Genomic DNA, 1853 nt, shown 5'->3' with positions numbered 1-1853 from the left:
AACACAGTGGACGCGAGCAACTGAGGACAAGCCCTCGGCCTATTAGTACCAGTCAGCTCCACCCGTTACCGGGCTTCCACATCTGGCCTATCAACCCAGTCGTCTACTGGGAGCCTTAACCACTCAAGGTGGTGGGAATACTCATCTCGAAGCAGGCTTCCCGCTTAGATGCTTTCAGCGGTTATCCTTTCCGAACGTAGCCAACCAGCCATGCCCTTGGCAGGACAACTGGCACACCAGAGGTTCGTCCGTCCCGGTCCTCTCGTACTAGGGACAGCCCTTCTCAATATTCCTACGCGCACAGCGGATAGGGACCGAACTGTCTCACGACGTTCTAAACCCAGCTCGCGTACCGCTTTAATGGGCGAACAGCCCAACCCTTGGGACCGACTCCAGCCCCAGGATGCGACGAGCCGACATCGAGGTGCCAAACCATCCCGTCGATATGGACTCTTGGGGAAGATCAGCCTGTTATCCCCGGGGTACCTTTTATCCGTTGAGCGACAGCGCTTCCACAAGCCACTGCCGGATCACTAGTCCCGACTTTCGTCCCTGCTCGACCCGTCGGTCTCACAGTCAAGCTCCCTTGTGCACTTACACTCAACACCTGATTGCCAACCAGGCTGAGGGAACCTTTGGGCGCCTCCGTTACTCTTTAGGAGGCAACCGCCCCAGTTAAACTACCCATCAGACACTGTCCCTGATCCGGATCACGGACCCAGGTTAGACATCCAGCACGACCAGAGTGGTATTTCAACGACGACTCCACAACCACTGGCGTGGCCGCTTCAAAGTCTCCCACCTATCCTACACAAGCCGAACCGAACACCAATATCAAACTATAGTAAAGGTCCCGGGGTCTTTCCGTCCTGCTGCGCGAAACGAGCATCTTTACTCGTAGTGCAATTTCACCGGGCCTATGGTTGAGACAGTCGAGAAGTCGTTACGCCATTCGTGCAGGTCGGAACTTACCCGACAAGGAATTTCGCTACCTTAGGATGGTTATAGTTACCACCGCCGTTTACTGGCGCTTAAGTTCTCAGCTTCGCACACCCGAAAGTGCACTAACCGGTCCCCTTAACGTTCCAGCACCGGGCAGGCGTCAGTCCGTATACATCGCCTTACGGCTTCGCACGGACCTGTGTTTTTAGTAAACAGTCGCTTCTCGCTGGTCTCTGCGGCCACCCCCAGCTCACCGAGTAAATCGGATCACCAGTGATGGCCCCCCTTCTCCCGAAGTTACGGGGGCATTTTGCCGAGTTCCTTAACCATAGTTCACCCGAACGCCTCGGTATTCTCTACCTGACTACCTGAGTCGGTTTAGGGTACGGGCCGCCATGAAACTCGCTAGAGGCTTTTCTCGACAGCATAGGATCATCCACTTCACCACAATCGGCTCGGCATCAGGTCTCAGACTATATGCACGACGGATTTGCCTACCGTGCGTCCTACACCCTTACCCCGGGACAACCACCGCCCGGGCTGGACTACCTTCCTGCGTCACCCCATCGCTTACCTAATACAAGTCTGGTTCATCGGCTCCACCACTACCCTCAACTCCGAAGAGATCGGGCCGGCTTCACGGACTTAGCATCGCCTGATTCAGTACTGGGCGTTTCAAAGCGGGTACCGGAATATCAACCGGTTGTCCATCGACTACGCCTGTCGGCCTCGCCTTAGGTCCCGACTTACCCTGGGCAGATCAGCTTGACCCAGGAACCCTTAGTCAATCGGCGCACACGTTTCTCACGTGTGTATCGCTACTCATGCCTGCATTCTCACTCGTGAACCGTCCACAACTCGCTTCCGCGGCTGCTTCACCCGGCACACGACGCTCCCCTACCCATCCATAC

Annotated in this window: 1 rRNA gene; it reads right to left on the bottom strand. The window is 56.1% G+C overall.

What is annotated here, in order from left to right:
- Positions 1-22: 22 nt before the first annotated feature.
- Positions 23-1853: ribosomal RNA gene (locus tag AB0F38_RS31625) — 23S ribosomal RNA — on the bottom strand; the annotation flags it as partial.

The organism is Streptomyces sp. NPDC025273 (assembly GCF_040638585.1).
Lineage (GTDB): Bacteria > Actinomycetota > Actinomycetes > Streptomycetales > Streptomycetaceae > Streptomyces > Streptomyces cinereorectus.
This window is presented reverse-complemented; position numbering and strand designations above follow the sequence as displayed.